15 protein-coding genes and 1 other annotated feature (1 of these 16 cut by a window edge) are annotated in these 17397 nt (G+C 42.5%); all 15 genes read left to right on the forward strand.

Translation table 11 applies throughout. From position 1 onward, the window contains the following. Positions 1 to 55 (forward strand) — a sequence feature (ribosomal protein L10 leader region); it begins 86 nt to the left of the window's first position. Positions 56 to 124: 69 nt separating this feature from the next. The 15 genes from rplJ (at position 125) to rplW (ending at position 17393) form a co-directional block, all read left to right on the forward strand. Beyond that, on the forward strand, positions 125 to 625 hold the full coding sequence (gene rplJ, locus C6344_RS17910) for a 50S ribosomal protein L10 (RefSeq protein WP_034665618.1): 501 nt from the start codon (positions 125 to 127) through the stop codon (positions 623 to 625). A gap of 41 nt (positions 626 to 666) precedes the next feature. Then, entirely contained in the window at positions 667 to 1032 is a 366-nt protein-coding gene (gene rplL, locus C6344_RS17915; RefSeq protein ID WP_003216952.1) for a 50S ribosomal protein L7/L12, read from the forward strand. A gap of 96 nt (positions 1033 to 1128) precedes the next feature. Then, entirely contained in the window at positions 1129 to 1734 is a 606-nt protein-coding gene (locus C6344_RS17920; RefSeq protein WP_106037492.1) for a class I SAM-dependent methyltransferase, read from the forward strand. A 255-nt stretch (positions 1735 to 1989) separates the two neighbouring features. Continuing rightward, positions 1990 to 5571 (forward strand): DNA-directed RNA polymerase subunit beta, encoded by a 3582-nt coding sequence (gene rpoB / locus C6344_RS17925; RefSeq protein WP_003217223.1) that lies wholly within the window; start codon positions 1990 to 1992, stop codon positions 5569 to 5571. Positions 5572 to 5632: 61 nt separating this feature from the next. Continuing rightward, positions 5633 to 9232, forward strand: coding sequence for a DNA-directed RNA polymerase subunit beta' (gene rpoC / locus C6344_RS17930; protein ID WP_034665614.1), 3600 nt, complete (start codon positions 5633 to 5635; stop codon positions 9230 to 9232). 145 nt (positions 9233 to 9377) lie between these two features. Further along, positions 9378 to 9626, forward strand: a complete 249-nt coding sequence (locus C6344_RS17935) for a 50S ribosomal protein L7ae-like protein (RefSeq protein WP_034665612.1) — start codon at positions 9378 to 9380, stop codon at positions 9624 to 9626. A 112-nt stretch (positions 9627 to 9738) separates the two neighbouring features. Further along, positions 9739 to 10158 carry a 30S ribosomal protein S12 gene (rpsL, locus tag C6344_RS17940; RefSeq protein ID WP_003216962.1) on the forward strand — a complete coding sequence of 140 codons (420 nt, stop codon included), beginning with the start codon at positions 9739 to 9741 and terminating at the stop codon, positions 10156 to 10158. Between the two features lie 120 nt (positions 10159 to 10278). Then, a complete protein-coding gene (rpsG, locus tag C6344_RS17945) occupies positions 10279 to 10749 on the forward strand; it encodes a 30S ribosomal protein S7 (RefSeq protein ID WP_003216884.1) in 471 nt (156 codons plus the stop codon). Positions 10750 to 10803: 54 nt separating this feature from the next. Then, complete coding sequence (fusA, locus tag C6344_RS17950) at positions 10804 to 12882, forward strand: elongation factor G (protein WP_034665610.1); 2079 nt, start codon at positions 10804 to 10806, stop codon at positions 12880 to 12882. A gap of 118 nt (positions 12883 to 13000) precedes the next feature. After that, on the forward strand, positions 13001 to 14191 hold the full coding sequence (tuf, locus tag C6344_RS17955) for an elongation factor Tu (protein WP_034283892.1): 1191 nt from the start codon (positions 13001 to 13003) through the stop codon (positions 14189 to 14191). A 110-nt stretch (positions 14192 to 14301) separates the two neighbouring features. Then, positions 14302 to 15261, forward strand: coding sequence for an alpha/beta fold hydrolase (locus C6344_RS17960; protein WP_106073169.1), 960 nt, complete (start codon positions 14302 to 14304; stop codon positions 15259 to 15261). Between the two features lie 218 nt (positions 15262 to 15479). Beyond that, positions 15480 to 15788 (forward strand): 30S ribosomal protein S10, encoded by a 309-nt coding sequence (rpsJ, locus tag C6344_RS17965; protein ID WP_003156464.1) that lies wholly within the window; start codon positions 15480 to 15482, stop codon positions 15786 to 15788. A gap of 37 nt (positions 15789 to 15825) precedes the next feature. After that, a complete protein-coding gene (gene rplC / locus C6344_RS17970; RefSeq protein WP_012008703.1) occupies positions 15826 to 16455 on the forward strand; it encodes a 50S ribosomal protein L3 in 630 nt (209 codons plus the stop codon). Positions 16456 to 16482: 27 nt separating this feature from the next. Then, entirely contained in the window at positions 16483 to 17106 is a 624-nt protein-coding gene (gene rplD, locus C6344_RS17975; protein ID WP_007496312.1) for a 50S ribosomal protein L4, read from the forward strand. Then, on the forward strand, positions 17106 to 17393 hold the full coding sequence (gene rplW, locus C6344_RS17980) for a 50S ribosomal protein L23 (RefSeq protein WP_003217016.1): 288 nt from the start codon (positions 17106 to 17108) through the stop codon (positions 17391 to 17393). The genes rplD and rplW overlap by 1 nt, the downstream gene beginning before the upstream one ends. The last annotated feature ends 4 nt before the right edge of the window (positions 17394 to 17397 follow it).

Below are 17397 nucleotides of genomic sequence, written 5' to 3' on the forward strand. Positions count from 1 at the left end.
CGTATGCTTGTATATACAGCCTCCATGTCTTAATGGAGGCTTTTTATATGGAGAACCGTTCGTTAGGAACGTGATGGCCTGATCGGTATAAGTGTTACACAAAGAATGTACAGGAGGTGTAACCATGAGCAATGCAATCGATACTAAAAAAGTTGTCGTTGATGAAATTACTTCTAAATTTAAAGACAGTATGTCTACTGTAATTGTAGATTACCGTGGTCTTTCAGTTTCTGAAGTGACTGAACTTCGTAAACAGCTTCGTGATGCTGGCGTAGAATTCAAAGTTTACAAAAATACTTTGACTCGCCGTGCAGTTGAACAAGTTGAACTAACGGGTTTAAACGATTTCTTAACAGGTCCAAACGCTATCGCATTCAGTAACGAAGATGTTATCGCACCTGCGAAAATCATCAACGAATTTGCGAAAAGCCACGAAGCTTTAGAAATCAAAGCTGGTGTCATCGAAGGAAACGTAGCGACTGTAGAAGAAGTGAAGGCTCTTGCGGAACTTCCGTCTCGCGAAGGCTTACTTTCTATGTTGCTTAGCGTTCTTCAAGCTCCAGTTCGTAACCTTGCTCTTGCTACTAAAGCAGTTGCAGAACAAAAAGAAGAACAAGGCGCTTAATGCGTACTTAACGTAAAAAACTTAAAATGGAGGAATTACAAATGGCTTTAAATATCGAAGAAATCATTGCTTCAGTTAAAGAAGCAACTGTACTTGAGTTAAACGACTTAGTAAAAGCAATCGAAGAAGAATTTGGCGTAACTGCTGCTGCTCCTGTAGCTGTAGCTGCAGCTGGTGGTGCCGCTGCTGAAGAGAAAACTGATTTTGATCTAGTACTTGCTGGTGCTGGAGACCAAAAAATCAAAGTTATCAAAGTGGTTCGTGAAATCACTGGTCTTGGCTTGAAAGAAGCTAAAGAACTTGTTGACAACACTCCAAAACCACTTAAAGAAGGTATTGCTAAAGAAGAAGCTGAAGAACTTAAAGCTAAGCTTGAAGAAGTTGGCGCTTCTGTAGAAGTTAAGTAATCTTCGCCTAATCTTTTGGGAAAGCTCGCTTTTACTGGCGGGCTTTTTCTTTTCTATTCTCCTGAAACGATTGAATCCAGAGGAGGTCCATTCATCATGAGTGACCACTATTATACGGAAAAGCCATCAGTGAAAAGCAATAAACAGACATGGGACTTCACCTTGAGAAACCGTACCTTTACTTTTACAAGTGACAGTGGAGTGTTTTCTAAGAAAGAAGTCGACTTTGGTTCAAGGCTTTTAATTGAAGCTTTTGAAGAACCTGACGTGGATGGCGATGTCTTAGATGTCGGTTGCGGTTATGGACCGATTGGCTTATCGTTAGCATACGAAATGACGAGCCGCACCATTCATATGATTGATGTGAACGAAAGAGCAGTCGAACTTTCAAAGGAAAACGCTAAACATAATCGCATTGATAATGTCCGCATCTATCAAAGTGATTTGTTCTCGAATGTTCATTCATCAGCTGCTTTTGCCTCTATACTGACCAATCCCCCAATACGGGCAGGGAAGAAAGTTGTACATGCGATCTTTGAAAAAAGTGCTGATCATTTATTGCCGGAAGGTGAGTTGTGGGTGGTTATTCAGAAAAAGCAGGGCGGACCATCTGCGATTGAAAAATTAGAACAGCTCTTTGGAGAAGTCGAGGTTGTATTGAAAAAAAAGGGCTACTATATTATCAAAGCTAAAAAAGTTTGACGCAGTTTCCTAGCTGTGTTAACATTATAAAATGCCAATGTGTATATTTTGCTTGATAGGCTTAAAAAACAACTATTTTGTATAAATTATGCATACTTGGGAAAACTAATAAAATCGGTATTTGTTTTTGGATGTGGTTTTCTTATTTTAGAAACCCTTTTTTCTTTTGTCTTGTAAAAGTATTTCTTTACTGACATTTGAAAGGCTGAAATACTTTTTACACATATAATACGCATGATTTGAGGGGTGAATCAGTTGACAGGTCAACTAGTTCAGTATGGACGACACCGCCAGCGCAGAAGCTACGCACGCATAAGCGAAGTGTTAGAATTACCAAATCTCATTGAAATTCAAACCTCTTCTTATCAGTGGTTTCTTGATGAGGGTCTTAGAGAGATGTTTCAAGATATATCCCCAATTGAGGATTTTACTGGTAACCTTTCTCTTGAATTCATTGATTACAGCCTAGGGGATCCTAAGTATCCTGTAGCAGAATCAAAAGAACGTGATGTAACTTACTCTGCTCCACTAAGAGTAAAAGTTCGTTTAATTAACAAAGAAACTGGAGAAGTAAAAGACCAAGATGTGTTCATGGGTGATTTCCCAATCATGACAGACACAGGTACTTTTATCATTAACGGTGCGGAACGTGTAATCGTTTCTCAGTTAGTGCGTTCTCCAAGTGTATATTTCAGTGGTAAAGTAGACAAAAACGGTAAAAAAGGTTTTACTGCGACTGTCATTCCAAACCGTGGCGCATGGTTAGAATACGAAACTGATGCGAAGGATGTAGTCTATGTACGCATCGATCGCACACGTAAGTTGCCGGTTACGGTTCTTTTGCGTGCTCTCGGCTTCAGCTCTGATCAAGAGATTCTTGACCTCATTGGCGAGAATGAATACTTACGCAACACGCTGGAAAAAGACAATACAGAGAATGCGGATAAAGCACTTCTCGAAATCTACGAGCGCCTCCGTCCTGGAGAGCCGCCAACTGTTGAAAATGCGAAAAGCCTGCTAGACTCTCGCTTCTTCGATCCGAAGAGATATGACCTAGCTAATGTTGGACGCTACAAGATTAATAAAAAGCTTCATATTAAAAATAGACTGTTCAATCAAAAATTGGCTGAAACGTTAGTTGACCCTGAAACAGGTGAAATTCTAGCAGAAAAAGGTCAAATTTTAGACAGAAGAGTTCTTGATAAAGTTCTTCCATACTTAGAAAACGGCATCGGATTTAGAAAGCTTTATCCAAATGGTGGCGTAGTAGAAGATGAAGTAGAACTTCAATCTATTAAGATTTATGCACCGTCTGATCAAGAAGGCGAGCAAGTGATCAACGTGATCGGGAATGCATACGTAGAGGAAGCTGTGAAAAACATCACGCCTTCTGACATCATTGCATCGATCAGTTACTTCTTCAACCTTCTTCATGGTGTAGGTGACACAGATGATATCGATCACCTTGGTAACCGTCGCCTGCGTTCTGTAGGTGAGCTTCTGCAAAACCAATTCCGTATTGGTTTAAGCAGAATGGAGCGTGTTGTTCGTGAAAGAATGTCGATCCAAGACACAAACACGATCACACCTCAGCAACTGATCAACATCCGTCCTGTGATCGCTTCTATCAAAGAGTTCTTTGGTAGCTCTCAGCTTTCTCAGTTCATGGATCAAACAAACCCGCTTGCTGAATTGACGCACAAACGTCGTCTGTCGGCGCTTGGACCGGGTGGTTTGACACGTGAGCGTGCAGGAATGGAAGTTCGTGACGTTCACTACTCTCACTATGGCCGTATGTGTCCGATTGAAACACCAGAGGGTCCAAACATCGGTTTGATCAACTCTCTATCTTCATTTGCAAAAGTGAATCGCTTCGGCTTTATTGAAACACCTTACCGCCGGGTTGACCCTGAAACAGGTAAAGTGACACCGAGAATCGATTACTTAACTGCTGATGAAGAGGATAACTACGTTGTAGCACAAGCGAATGCTATATTAGGTGAAGATGGTTCGTTTATCGATGATAATATCATTGCTCGTTTCAGAGGGGAAAACACAGTTGTTCCTCGAAACCGCGTTGACTACATGGACGTTTCGCCAAAGCAGGTTGTTTCTGCAGCGACAGCATGTATCCCATTCTTAGAAAACGATGACTCTAACCGTGCTCTAATGGGAGCGAACATGCAACGTCAGGCTGTGCCTTTGATGCAGCCGGAATCACCGATTGTTGGTACAGGTATGGAGTATGTATCAGGGAAAGACTCTGGTGCTGCTGTTATCTGCCGCTACCCTGGTGTTGTAGAACGTGTTGAAGCGAAAAATATTTGGGTTCGTCGCTATGAAGACGTTGATGGACAACAAGTCAAAGGGAATCTAGACAAATACAGCTTGCTGAAATTTGTCCGCTCTAACCAAGGGACTTGCTACAACCAGCGTCCAATCGTAAGTGTTGGAGATGAAGTCGTAAAAGGAGAAATCCTTGCAGACGGTCCTTCAATGGAAAAAGGTGAATTGGCTCTAGGACGTAACGTCATGGTCGGCTTCATGACTTGGGACGGTTATAACTACGAGGATGCGATCATCATGAGTGAGCGCCTTGTAAAAGATGACGTCTACACGTCTATTCATATTGAAGAATATGAATCAGAAGCTCGTGATACAAAGCTTGGACCGGAAGAAATCACTCGTGATATTCCAAACGTTGGGGAAGATGCTTTACGCAACCTTGACGAGCGCGGAATCATCCGTATTGGTGCAGAAGTAAAAGACGGAGACCTTCTTGTAGGGAAAGTAACGCCTAAAGGTGTAACAGAACTAACAGCTGAAGAACGTCTATTACATGCAATCTTCGGTGAAAAGGCTCGTGAAGTGCGTGATACGTCTCTACGTGTTCCACACGGCGGCGGCGGAATTATCCACGACGTCAAAGTCTTTAACCGTGAAGATGGAGATGAATTACCTCCAGGTGTAAACCAGTTAGTCCGCGTATACATCGTTCAGAAGCGTAAAATTTCTGAAGGTGACAAAATGGCCGGACGACATGGTAACAAAGGGGTTATCTCTAAAATCCTTCCAGAAGAAGATATGCCGTATCTTCCAGATGGAACACCGATTGATATCATGTTAAACCCTCTAGGGGTACCATCTCGTATGAACATCGGTCAGGTACTTGAGCTTCATATGGGTATGGCTGCACGTTACCTTGGCATCCACATTGCGTCACCAGTATTTGATGGTGCGCGCGAGGAAGATGTTTGGGAAACGCTTGAAGAAGCAGGTATGTCCCGTGATGCGAAAACAGTCCTTTATGACGGTCGAACTGGTGAACCATTCGATAACCGTGTATCAGTCGGAATCATGTACATGATCAAACTGGCTCACATGGTTGACGATAAACTTCACGCTCGTTCAACTGGCCCATACTCACTTGTTACGCAGCAGCCACTTGGCGGTAAAGCACAGTTTGGTGGTCAGCGTTTCGGAGAGATGGAAGTATGGGCGCTTGAAGCTTACGGTGCAGCATACACACTTCAAGAGATCTTAACAGTTAAATCGGATGACGTTGTAGGTCGTGTGAAAACATACGAGGCCATCGTCAAAGGGGATAACGTCCCTGAACCAGGTGTCCCTGAATCATTCAAAGTGTTAATTAAAGAACTTCAAAGTTTAGGTATGGATGTCAAAATCCTATCTGGCGATGAAGAAGAGATAGAAATGAGAGATTTAGAAGACGATGAGGAAACGAAGAAAGCAGACGGATTAGCGTTATCTAATGACGAAGATGCTGCAGACCTCGCACCTGTCGATCTTGAACGTGACGCAGTCACAAAAGAATAGCAGAAACGATTAGAGCAAGTGACTAGGGTATAACCCGAAGATTAAAAGGGAGGTAGGCCCCTTGCTAGATGTGAACAATTTTGAGTATATGAACATCGGTCTCGCATCACCTGATAAAATCCGTTCTTGGTCTTTTGGTGAAGTGAAAAAGCCTGAAACGATTAACTATCGTACACTGAAACCTGAAAAAGATGGTCTCTTTTGTGAACGTATCTTCGGACCGCAAAAAGACTGGGAATGTCATTGTGGAAAGTATAAACGCGTTCGTTATAAGGGTGTTGTATGTGACCGTTGTGGTGTAGAAGTAACACGGGCAAAAGTCCGTCGTGAGAGAATGGGGCATATCGAACTGGCTGCCCCAGTTTCCCACATTTGGTATTTCAAAGGTATCCCAAGCCGTATGGGTCTTGTTCTTGATATGTCACCACGTGCGTTAGAAGAAGTGATTTACTTCGCTTCTTACGTTGTAACAGATCCGGGCAACACCCCGCTTGAGAAGAAACAACTTCTTTCTGAGAAGGAATTCCGTGCGTATTTAGATAAATACGGTAATACGTTCCAAGCAGCTATGGGTGCAGAAGCAATCAATAAACTTCTTCAAGATATCGATCTTGTAAAAGAAGTAGATACACTGAAAGAAGAGCTGAAAACTGCTCAAGGACAGCGTCGTACACGTGCGATTAAACGCCTTGAAGTGCTAGAAGCCTTCCGTAACTCAGGAAACAAACCATCATGGATGATTCTTGATGTACTTCCGGTTATTCCGCCAGAATTACGTCCAATGGTCCAGCTTGATGGTGGACGTTTTGCTACTTCTGACTTAAACGACCTTTATCGTCGTGTTATCAACCGTAACAATCGTCTGAAACGTTTATTAGATCTTGGCGCGCCAAGCATCATCGTTCAGAACGAGAAGCGTATGCTTCAAGAAGCTGTCGATGCCTTGATTGATAATGGACGTAGAGGCCGACCAGTAACAGGACCAGGAAATAGACCATTGAAATCTCTTTCTCATATGCTGAAAGGGAAACAAGGACGTTTCCGTCAAAACTTGCTCGGTAAACGTGTTGACTATTCTGGACGTTCCGTTATCGTCGTAGGACCACATTTGAAAATGTATCAGTGTGGACTTCCGAAAGAAATGGCTCTTGAATTATTCAAACCATTCGTGATGAAGGAGCTTGTTGAAAAAGGTTTAGCTCACAACATCAAGAGTGCGAAGCGTAAAATTGAGCGCGTGCAGCCGGAAGTATGGGATGTTTTAGAATCAGTTATTCGTGAGCACCCAGTCTTACTAAACCGTGCACCGACTCTTCACAGACTTGGTATTCAAGCGTTTGAACCTACACTTGTGGAAGGACGCGCAATTCGTCTGCATCCACTTGTATGTACAGCCTACAACGCTGACTTTGACGGTGACCAAATGGCGGTTCACGTACCATTATCTGCTGAGGCTCAAGCTGAAGCTCGTATCTTAATGCTTGCTGCTCAAAACATTTTGAACCCGAAAGATGGAAAACCTGTTGTTACGCCATCTCAGGATATGGTGCTTGGTAACTACTACCTTACACTTGAGCGTAAAGGTGCTATCGGAGAAGGTATGGTCTTCAAAGATACTGACGAAGCCCTTCTAGCTTATCAAAATGGGTATGTGCATCTTCATACACGTGTAGCTGTTGCAGCTAGCTCGTTGAAGAATGTGACATTCACTGATGAACAGCGTTCTAAATTGTTGATTACAACAGTCGGAAAACTGATCTTTAACGAAATCTTACCGGAATCATTCCCTTACATGAATGAGCCGACAAAGAGCAATATTGAAGAAAAAACGCCTGACCGCTTCTTCCTTGAAAAAGGTGAGGATGTCAAAGCTGCGATCGAGAAACAAGAAATCAATGCGCCGTTCAAAAAAGGTATTTTAGGTAAAATCATTGCGGAAATCTTTAAGAGATTCCATATCACTGAGACATCTAAAATGCTTGACCGCATGAAAAATCTTGGTTTCAAATACTCTACTAAAGCGGGTATTACGGTTGGTGTGTCTGACATCGTCGTATTAGATGATAAGCAGAAGATCCTCGAAGAAGCACAAGCAAAAGTAGATAACGTCTTGAAGCAATTCAGACGTGGTTTGATTACTGAAGAAGAGCGTTACGAGAGAGTCATTTCGATCTGGAGTTCTTCTAAAGATGTCATCCAAGGTAAACTGATGAAGTCCCTTGATGAAGTCAACCCAATCTACATGATGAGTGACTCTGGAGCGCGTGGTAACGCATCTAACTTCACTCAGCTGGCTGGTATGCGTGGTCTGATGGCCAACCCGGCTGGACGTATCATTGAACTTCCGATTAAATCTAGTTTCCGTGAAGGTTTAACCGTATTGGAATACTTTATTTCCACTCACGGAGCGCGTAAAGGTCTTGCCGATACAGCCCTTAAAACAGCTGACTCAGGTTACCTTACGCGTCGTCTCGTCGATGTTGCACAGGATGTTATCATCCGTGAAACAGATTGCGGTACAGACCGTGGTATCTTGGCGAAGTCCATTAGAGAAGGAAATGAAATTATTGAGAAGCTTGAAGAACGTCTGATCGGACGTTTTGCAAGAAAACCAATTGTTCATCCTGAAACGGGCGAAGTCATTGTGGACGAAAACGAACTAATTGATGAAGATAAAGCACTTGAAGTAGTTGAAGCAGGAATTGAGGAAGTATGGATCCGTTCTGCATTTACATGTAACACGCCTCATGGTGTATGTAAACGATGCTACGGCCGTAACCTTGCAACTGGTACTGACGTTGAAGTCGGTGAAGCAGTTGGAATCATTGCTGCTCAATCAATCGGTGAGCCAGGAACACAGCTTACAATGCGTACGTTCCACACCGGCGGGGTAGCAGGAGACGATATCACACAAGGTTTACCTCGTATCCAAGAGCTATTTGAAGCGCGTAATCCGAAAGGGCAAGCGACCATTTCTGAAATTGATGGTGTCGTTGCTGAAATTAACGATGTTCGTGACAAGCAGCAGGAAATTGTGGTTCAAGGCGACGTTGAAACTCGTTCTTACACAGCTCCTTACAATGCGCGTCTGAAAGTTGTTGAAGGTGACAAAGTCACTCGTGGTCAAGTACTGACAGAAGGTTCGATCGATCCGAAAGAACTTCTTAAAGTGACTGACATGACAGCTGTTCAAGAATATCTGCTTCATGAAGTACAAAAAGTATACCGTATGCAAGGGGTAGAAATCGGAGATAAGCACGTTGAGGTAATGGTTCGCCAAATGCTTCGTAAAGTGCGTGTCGCTGATGCAGGGGATACAGATGTATTACCAGGCACACTTCTTGATGTACATCAATTCACTGAAGCGAACAAAAAAGTACTATTCGAAGGCAAACGTCCTGCAACAGGCCGTCCAGTTCTTCTTGGTATTACAAAAGCATCGCTTGAAACAGACTCATTCTTGTCTGCGGCATCCTTCCAAGAAACGACTCGTGTCCTAACAGATGCGGCGATCAAAGGAAAACGTGATGAACTGCTTGGCTTGAAAGAGAATGTTATCATCGGTAAACTTGTTCCAGCTGGAACAGGAATGCCAAACTACCGTAAAGTTAAGCCGGTTTCACAAGTGCAGCCGTCTGACGATATGGTTCCTGTAGAGTAATCTTTCTCGTGAGATTCCTATAAAATCATCAAAAAATGGTGAAGGATGTCAAGATAATCTGTCATATGATATTGACATCCTTCTGCCATGATGATAATATAACCAAGGTGCTCAAAATAAAACCTGTTACTTTGGAGGATATTCGATGTCTTATGATAAAGTATCACAGGCTCAATCCATTATTATTGGTACGAAGCAAACAGTAAAAGCTCTGAAACGAGATTCAGTAAAGGAAATCGTCGTAGCGAAAGATGCTGATCCTGCTTTAACAGCTAGTGTAATAAAACTAGCGCAAGAGAAGGGTGTAGACATTTTAGTGGTAGATTCCATGAAAAAGCTCGGCAAAGCCTGCGGAATTGAAGTTGGGGCAGCAGCTGTTGCCATTATGTTATAGCGTACTTGTTTTGTTTTTGCATGTGTAAATGCAAAAGCATTGTTTTTTGCCTTTTGATGAACCACCTGGGTATGTGGGTTATAAAAAAAGCAACGAAGGGAGGAATAACAACATGCCTACAATTAATCAGCTAATACGCAAAGGACGCGTGAGTAAAGTTGAAAACTCAAAGTCTCCTGCACTTAACAAAGGATACAACAGTTTCAAAAAAGAGCACACTAACGTAACATCTCCACAGAAGCGCGGGGTTTGTACTCGTGTCGGTACAATGACACCGAAAAAACCAAACTCAGCACTACGTAAATATGCTCGTGTACGTTTGTCTAACCTGATTGAGGTAACAGCTTACATTCCTGGTATCGGACATAATCTACAAGAGCACAGTGTAGTACTTATCCGTGGCGGACGTGTAAAAGACTTACCGGGTGTACGTTACCACATCGTTCGTGGTGCGCTTGATACTGCCGGAGTTGACGGTCGTATGCAAGGACGTTCTAAATACGGAACAAAACGCCCTAAACAAAGCAAATAATACAAACAAACATAAGGGTTTTTAGAAGTTGATATCAGATCAGTGGAGTCAGGCAACTGACAACGATATTGAGATGAGAGACAGATAGAAATCCTTTTAAATGAGAAGGGAGGCTATCAGATGCCACGTAAAGGTCCTGTAGCAAAAAGAGACGTATTGCCAGATCCAATTTACAATTCTAAACTTGTATCTCGTTTGATCAACAAAATGATGATCGACGGTAAAAGAGGAAAGTCACAAACAATTCTCTACAAGTCATTTGATATCATCAAAGAACGTACTGGTAATGAAGCGATGGAGGTTTTCGAACAAGCCTTGAAAAACATCATGCCAGTTCTTGAAGTTAAAGCACGTCGTGTAGGTGGAGCCAACTACCAAGTTCCTGTAGAAGTTCGCCCAGACCGTCGTACTACTTTAGGTCTTCGCTGGTTAGTAAACTACGCTCGTCTTCGTGGAGAAAAAACGATGGAAGAGCGTCTTGCTAACGAAATCCTTGACGCAGCTAACAACACTGGTGCTGCTGTTAAGAAACGTGAAGATACACACAAAATGGCAGAAGCGAACAAAGCATTCGCTCACTACCGCTGGTAGGATTTATACCAAACTAAAAAAACTATTCCCTAATAAGGAAGGAGAAATTACCCAATGGCAAGAGAGTTCTCCTTAGACAAAACTCGTAATATTGGTATCATGGCTCACATCGATGCCGGTAAAACGACAACGACTGAGCGTATCTTATACTACACTGGTCGTATCCATAAAATTGGCGAAACTCACGAAGGAGCTTCCCAAATGGACTGGATGGAGCAGGAGCAAGAACGTGGTATTACAATCACTTCTGCTGCTACTACAGCACAATGGAAAGGTTACCGTGTAAACATCATCGATACACCAGGACACGTAGACTTCACAGTTGAAGTTGAACGTTCTTTACGTGTACTTGATGGTGCGGTTACTGTTCTAGATGCACAATCAGGTGTAGAGCCACAAACTGAAACAGTTTGGCGCCAAGCAACAACTTACGGAGTACCTCGTATCGTATTCATTAACAAAATGGATAAAACAGGTGCGGACTTCCTTTACTCTGTAGGCACATTAAGAGATCGTCTTCAAGCGAACGCTCATGCAATTCAATTGCCGATCGGCGCTGAAGATCAATTCGAAGGAATCATCGACCTTGTAGAAAACGTAGCATACTTCTACGAAGATGACCTTGGAACTCGCTCTGATGCACAAGAAATCCCTGCTGAGTATAAAGACAAAGCTGAAGAGCTTCGCAACAGCCTAATTGAAGCTGTCGCTGAGCTTGACGAAGAGCTTATGGAAAAATACCTTGAGGGTGAAGAAATTACAATTCCTGAATTGAAAGCTGCAATCCGTAAAGGAACGTTGAATGTTGAATTCTATCCAGTTCTTGTTGGATCTGCTTTCAAAAACAAAGGTGTTCAGCTTGTACTTGACGCTGTGCTTGATTACCTTCCTGCACCAACTGATGTTGCTGCAATCAAAGGTACCTTGCCAGATTCAAATGAAGAGGTTGTACGTGAGTCTACTGATGACGCACCATTCGCAGCCCTTGCTTTTAAAGTAATGACTGACCCTTATGTTGGGAAACTAACTTTCTTCCGTGTATACTCTGGAACACTTGATTCTGGTTCTTACGTGAAGAACTCTTCTAAGAACAAGCGTGAACGTGTTGGACGTATCCTTCAAATGCACGCAAACAGCCGTGAAGAAATCTCTACTGTATATGCAGGGGATATCGCAGCAGCTGTAGGTCTTAAAGATACATCAACTGGTGACACTCTTTGTGACGAGAAAAGTCTTGTTATCCTTGAGTCTATGGAATTCCCAGAGCCAGTTATCGATGTAGCAATCGAGCCTAAGTCTAAGGCTGACCAAGATAAAATGGGTATCGCTTTAGCTAAACTAGCTGAAGAGGATCCAACATTCCGTACACAAACAAACACTGAAACTGGTCAAACGATCATCTCTGGTATGGGTGAGCTTCACCTTGATATCATTGTTGACCGTATGAAGCGTGAGTTCAAGGTTGAAGCTAACGTAGGAGCTCCTCAAGTTGCGTACCGTGAAACATTCCGTTCTGGTGCAAAAGTTGAAGGTAAATTCGTACGTCAGTCTGGTGGACGTGGTCAGTTCGGACACGTTTGGATCGAATTCGAACCAAACGAAGAAGGCGCAGGCTTCGAATTCCAAAATGCAATCGTCGGTGGGGTTGTTCCTCGTGAATACATTCCAGCTATTCAAGCAGGTCTTGAAGATTCACTTGAAAATGGTGTATTAGCTGGATTCCCATTAATCGACATCAAAGCAAAATTATTTGATGGATCTTACCACGATGTTGACTCTAACGAAATGGCGTTTAAAATTGCTGCATCTATGGCATTGAAAAATGCTGTCAGCAAATGTAACCCAGTTCTACTTGAGCCAATGATGAAAGTGGAAGTCGTTATCCCTGAAGAATACATGGGAGACATCATGGGTGATATCACATCTCGTCGTGGACGTGTAGAAGGTATGGAAGCTCGCGGTAACGCTCAAGTTGTTCGCGCAATGGTTCCACTTTCTGAAATGTTCGGATATGCAACTGCACTCCGTTCTAATACACAAGGACGCGGTACTTTCACTATGCACATGGATCACTACGAAGAAGTGCCTAAGAGCATCAGTGAAGAAATCATCAAAAAAAATAAAGGTGAATAATTGATTTTGCCTTTAAACTAAAGTATAACTACTATTGAAGATCAGAAAGTGAGAGGTAACTCTTCACTTTCTATCACTCTATACCAAATACAATGAACCTTTAAGGAGGATTTTTAGAATGGCTAAAGAAAAATTCGACCGTTCCAAATCGCATGCTAACATTGGTACAATTGGACACGTTGACCATGGTAAAACAACTCTAACTGCTGCTATCTCAACAGTTCTTCATAAGAAATCTGGTAAAGGTACGGCTATGGCTTATGACCAAATCGATGGTGCTCCAGAAGAGCGCGAGCGTGGAATCACAATCTCAACAGCACACGTTGAGTATGAAACTGAAACTCGTCACTATGCACACGTAGACTGCCCAGGACACGCTGACTATGTTAAAAACATGATCACTGGTGCTGCTCAAATGGACGGCGCGATCTTAGTAGTATCTGCTGCTGATGGTCCAATGCCACAAACACGTGAGCACATCCTACTTTCTCGTAACGTAGGTGTACCATACATCGTAGTATTCCTTAACAAATGTGACATGGTTGACGATGAAGAGTTACTTGAACTTGTTGAAATGGAAGTTCGTGACCTTCTTTCTGACTATGACTTCCCTGGTGACGATGTACCTGTTATCAAAGGTTCTGCTCTTAAAGCTCTTGAAGGTGATGCTGATTACGAAGCAAAAATCTTTGAACTTATGGATGCGGTTGATGAGTACATCCCAACTCCAGAGCGTGACACTGAGAAGCCATTCATGATGCCAGTTGAGGACGTATTCTCAATCACTGGTCGTGGAACAGTTGCTACTGGTCGTGTTGAGCGTGGACAAGTTAAAGTCGGTGACGAAGTTGAAATCATCGGTCTTCAAGAAGAAAACGGTAAAACAACTGTTACAGGTGTTGAAATGTTCCGTAAGCTTCTTGACTATGCTGAAGCTGGTGACAACATCGGTGCACTACTTCGTGGTGTATCTCGTGAAGATATCCAACGTGGTCAAGTACTTGCTAAACCAGGTACAATCACTCCACATAGCCGTTTCAAAGCTGAAGTTTATGTACTTTCTAAAGAAGAGGGTGGACGTCATACTCCATTCTTCGCTAACTACCGTCCGCAGTTCTACTTCCGTACAACTGACGTAACTGGTATCGTACATCTTCCAGAAGGTACTGAAATGGTAATGCCTGGCGATAACACTGAGATGGAAGTTGAACTTATCTCTACTATCGCTATCGAAGAAGGAACTCGTTTCTCTATCCGTGAGGGTGGACGTACTGTAGGTTCTGGCGTCGTTTCAACTATCATTAAGTAATAAAACATATAAAAGAGACTCCTTGCAAAAGGGTCTCTTTTTTTGCTTTTCCAGATCAGAACGGCTACTATAAGCTATAGAATCTAATTGGAACCGAGAGGATCACTGGAATGGCGAAGATATATTTGAAGAAATGGTTAATCGGCGGGGTTGACCAATGGATTATGATCAAAGAAGATCACACAAATGAAGCGAAACCTGTTCTTTTATTTTTACACGGTGGGCCCGGCTCCGCTCAAATCAGCTATATTGACTCGTTTCATGAGGAACTTAATCAAGATTTTACAGTAGTTCATTGGGATCAGCGAGGCGCGGGACTTTCCTATCAAAAGAATCTCCCCGATACTTCCATGACCATTCAGCAATTTATTGAAGATACGATTGAACTGACAGAGAAAGTCCTTTCATATCTAGGTCAATCAAAATTGTACATCGCAGGATATTCATGGGGATCACTAATCGCCATACAAGCAGTACATAAGCGTCCAGATCTATATCATGCTTATTATGGAATTAGTCAGGTAGTAGATGTATTAAAAGAAGATATTGTGTCGTACGAGCTCCTTTTGGAGAAATACCATCGGAATCGGTTGTTTACTTGGTGCCTGCGATTACTGACGCCTCCTCCGTGGAAACGAATATCAGCTCATGCTCTGTTCTCTCTCTATAAAGAGCTCGGAAGCGTAGGTCTCACACATAGGTGGAGGCCGCTTATTCAAATGCTGCGCGGATTTCTTTTTAGTAAGGAATATCAGCTGAAAGATAAGTGGAAGTTCCTTAAAGGACAGAAGTTTAGTCAGGACATGCTATGGGATGAATTGATGAATGAGAGCATTGAATACCGAGTTTCTACTATATTAATACCTTGCTACTTTATCATTGGCGCATATGACATGATTACACCAGCTGCTGCATCAAAACCATATGTTGATCAATTAACAGCACCAATCAAAGAGTGGTTCACCTTTAAAGAATCTGCACATTCCCCGCATCTAGAAGAACCAGAAGAATTTATCCGTACCATAAAAAAGACTGCTGTACATCATCTTCAGGGAAAGCTTGATTTATAGGCTGAACCCCTGTATAATATGAAAAGTGTGCAAATCATAAATTTATCCGATTTATTATTGCAACACGCAGGCCAATTTGGTACAATAGTGCATGTTGGTCTTTGACTGCGATGAAGTGAGAGGTTGCTGACACACCCGGCCGCTTTGCCATGGCAAGGTGATCAGGTTTTTCTCACGGAGAACTGTCTAACGTAAGTAGGCGAAAAGGAGGGAAAATAATGGCAAAACAAAAAATTCGTATTCGTTTAAAAGCATATGATCATAGAATTCTTGATCAATCTGCTGAGAAGATTGTTGAAACGGCTAAGCGTTCTGGTGCTAGTGTATCTGGTCCAATCCCGCTTCCAACTGAAAAATCAGTTTACACAATCCTTCGTGCGGTGCATAAGTACAAAGATTCTCGTGAGCAATTTGAGATGCGTACTCACAAACGTCTAATCGACATCGTGAATCCAACTCCACAAACAGTTGATGCACTTATGCGTTTAGATTTACCATCTGGTGTAGATATCGAAATCAAACTTTAATTCAAATAGAAAACACATATTATAGGAGGTGTGACTAATGACCAAAGGAATCTTAGGTAGAAAAATTGGTATGACGCAAGTATTCGCAGAAAACGGTGATCTTATCCCTGTAACTGTTGTTGAGGCTGCTGCTAACGTTGTTCTTCAAAAGAAGACTACTGACACGGATGGCTATGAAGCAATCCAAATCGGTTTTGACGACAAACGTGAAAAGCTTTCTAACAAACCAGAGAAGGGCCACGTTGCTAAAGCGGAAACTGCTCCTAAGCGCTTCGTAAAAGAATTACGCGGTGCGGAGTTAGATGCGTATGAAGTTGGTCAGGAAGTCAAAGTTGATATTTTCGCAAATGGAGATATCGTAGATGTAACAGGAACATCAAAAGGTAAAGGATTCCAAGGGGCTATCAAGCGCCACGGACAATCACGCGGACCAATGACTCACGGTTCACGTTACCACCGTCGTCCTGGTTCAATGGGACCTGTTGATCCAAACCGAGTATTCAAAGGTAAACTTCTTCCAGGTCGTATGGGCGGAGAGCAAATCACTGTCCAAAACCTTGAGATCGTTAAAGTTGATGCAGAACGCAATCTACTATTGATCAAAGGAAATGTACCAGGAGCTAAAAAATCTCTAGTAACTGTAAAGAGTGCAGTTAAATCTAAATAACTCTCTTAGGAAAGGAGGAAACAAGTCATGCCAAAAGTAGCATTATTTAACCAAAACGGTTCTACTAACGGTGAAATCGAATTAAACGCTTCTGTGTTTGGAATCGAGCCAAACGAAAGCGTAGTATTCGATGCTATTCTTATGCAAAGAGCTTCCTTACGTCAAGGAACTCATAAAGTAAAAACTCGTTCTGAAGTACGTGGCGGAGGTCGTAAGCCTTGGAGACAGAAGGGTACAGGTCGTGCTCGTCAAGGTTCTATTCGTTCACCACAATGGCGCGGAGGCGGTATCGTATTCGGTCCAACACCACGCAGTTATTCATATAAATTACCTAAAAAAGTTCGCCGCTTGGCTATCAAGTCAGTATTGTCTTCTAAAGTAATCGACAACAACATCATCGTTCTTGAAGATTTGACTCTTGATGCAGTGAAAACGAAAGAATTCGCAGGCATCCTTAAAGGATTATCTGTTGAGAAGAAAGCGTTGATCGTCACTGCGGATGCAAACGAAACAGTTGCTTTATCTGCTCGTAACATCCCTGGAGTAACAGTTGTTGAAGCTAACGGTATCAACGTTCTTGACGTTGTCAACCACGACAAACTTCTGATCACTAAAGCAGCGGTTGAAAAAGTAGAGGAGGGACTTGCATAATGAAAGATCCTCGTGATGTTCTAAAGCGCCCTATCATTACTGAACGTTCTGCTGATCTAATGACAGAGAAGAAGTACACGTTCGAAGTTGATGTCAGAGCTAACAAAACAGAAGTGAAAGACGCTGTTGAAGAAATCTTTGGAGTGAAAGTTGAGAAAGTCAACGTTCAAAACTACAAAGGGAAATCTAAACGCGTTGGACGCTACACTGGTATGACTAGCCGTCGCAGAAAAGCGATCGTGAAATTAACTGCTGACAGCAAAGAAATCGAAATTTTTGAAGCGTAAATCT

It is taken from the genome of Bacillus sp. GBSW19, assembly GCF_002998655.1.
Taxonomy (GTDB): Bacteria; Bacillota; Bacilli; order Bacillales; family Bacillaceae; genus Bacillus.